Origin of the sequence: Bacillus sp. JJ722, from assembly GCF_036963345.1 — a bacterium.
Classification (GTDB): domain Bacteria; phylum Bacillota; class Bacilli; order Bacillales; family DSM-1321; genus Bacillus_AD.
The window spans coordinates 6,557-7,379 of record NZ_JBALMO010000241.1; the positions used below are offsets into that span (position 1 = coordinate 6,557).

1 protein-coding gene is annotated in these 823 nt (G+C 33.4%); it reads left to right on the forward strand.

The window, feature by feature from the left end:
* Positions 1-7: 7 nt before the first annotated feature.
* Positions 8-760, forward strand: coding sequence for a class I SAM-dependent methyltransferase (locus V7014_RS22600; RefSeq protein ID WP_335510577.1), 753 nt, complete (start codon positions 8-10; stop codon positions 758-760).
* The last annotated feature ends 63 nt before the right edge of the window (positions 761-823 follow it).

Genomic DNA, 823 nt, shown 5'->3' on the forward strand with positions numbered 1-823 from the left:
ATACAAAATGAATGAATTAGAATATAAAAAATTTTATGATAAAGTCGGAAGTTTAAATGGATGGGATTTTAGTAAACTCAAATATGTAACTGAAGGAGCTACATGGGATTTTTATAAAGAAGTAACAAAAAGATGCAAATCCTCAGATGTTTTACTGGATATTGGTACAGGTGGAGGAGAGAATATACTAAAAATTGCATCGGCAGCTTTATTTATGATTGGGATTGATAATTCAAGTGGAATGATCGCAACAGCTCAGTCTAACTTGAAAAAAACAGGTGTACCGAACGTTAGAATTATCAAAATGGAATGTGAAGATTTAACGTTCCCGCATTCCTTTTTTGACATTGTGACTAGTTGTCACGCTCCTTTTGTGGCGGCAGAAGTAGCAAGAGTAATAAAGAAGAACGGCATCTTTTTAACTCAACAAGTAAGCGAACATGATAAATTGAACTTAAAAGAAGCATTTGGAAGAGGGCAATGCTTAGGAGAAAAAGATGGCACATTAAAAGAAAAATATGTCCGAGAGTTGAGTGAAGCGGGCTTTGTTGACGTGCAAACCTTAGAGTATGATGTGAACGATTATTATCAAACACCTGAAGACCTCATTTTCTTATTAAGCCACACACCGATCATACCAGGATTTGGTGAAAGGAAAGAGGACTTTGATATTTTGCAAAAATTTATTACAGTAAACAAAACTGAAATAGGGATCTGTACAAATTCAAAACGTTTTATAATAATAGCTAAAAAATCTTAAAGTTTGTTAAATTAACAGGAATGTTCCCTAAAATAATAAATCAGAAAGGGGGCTGTCTAATAA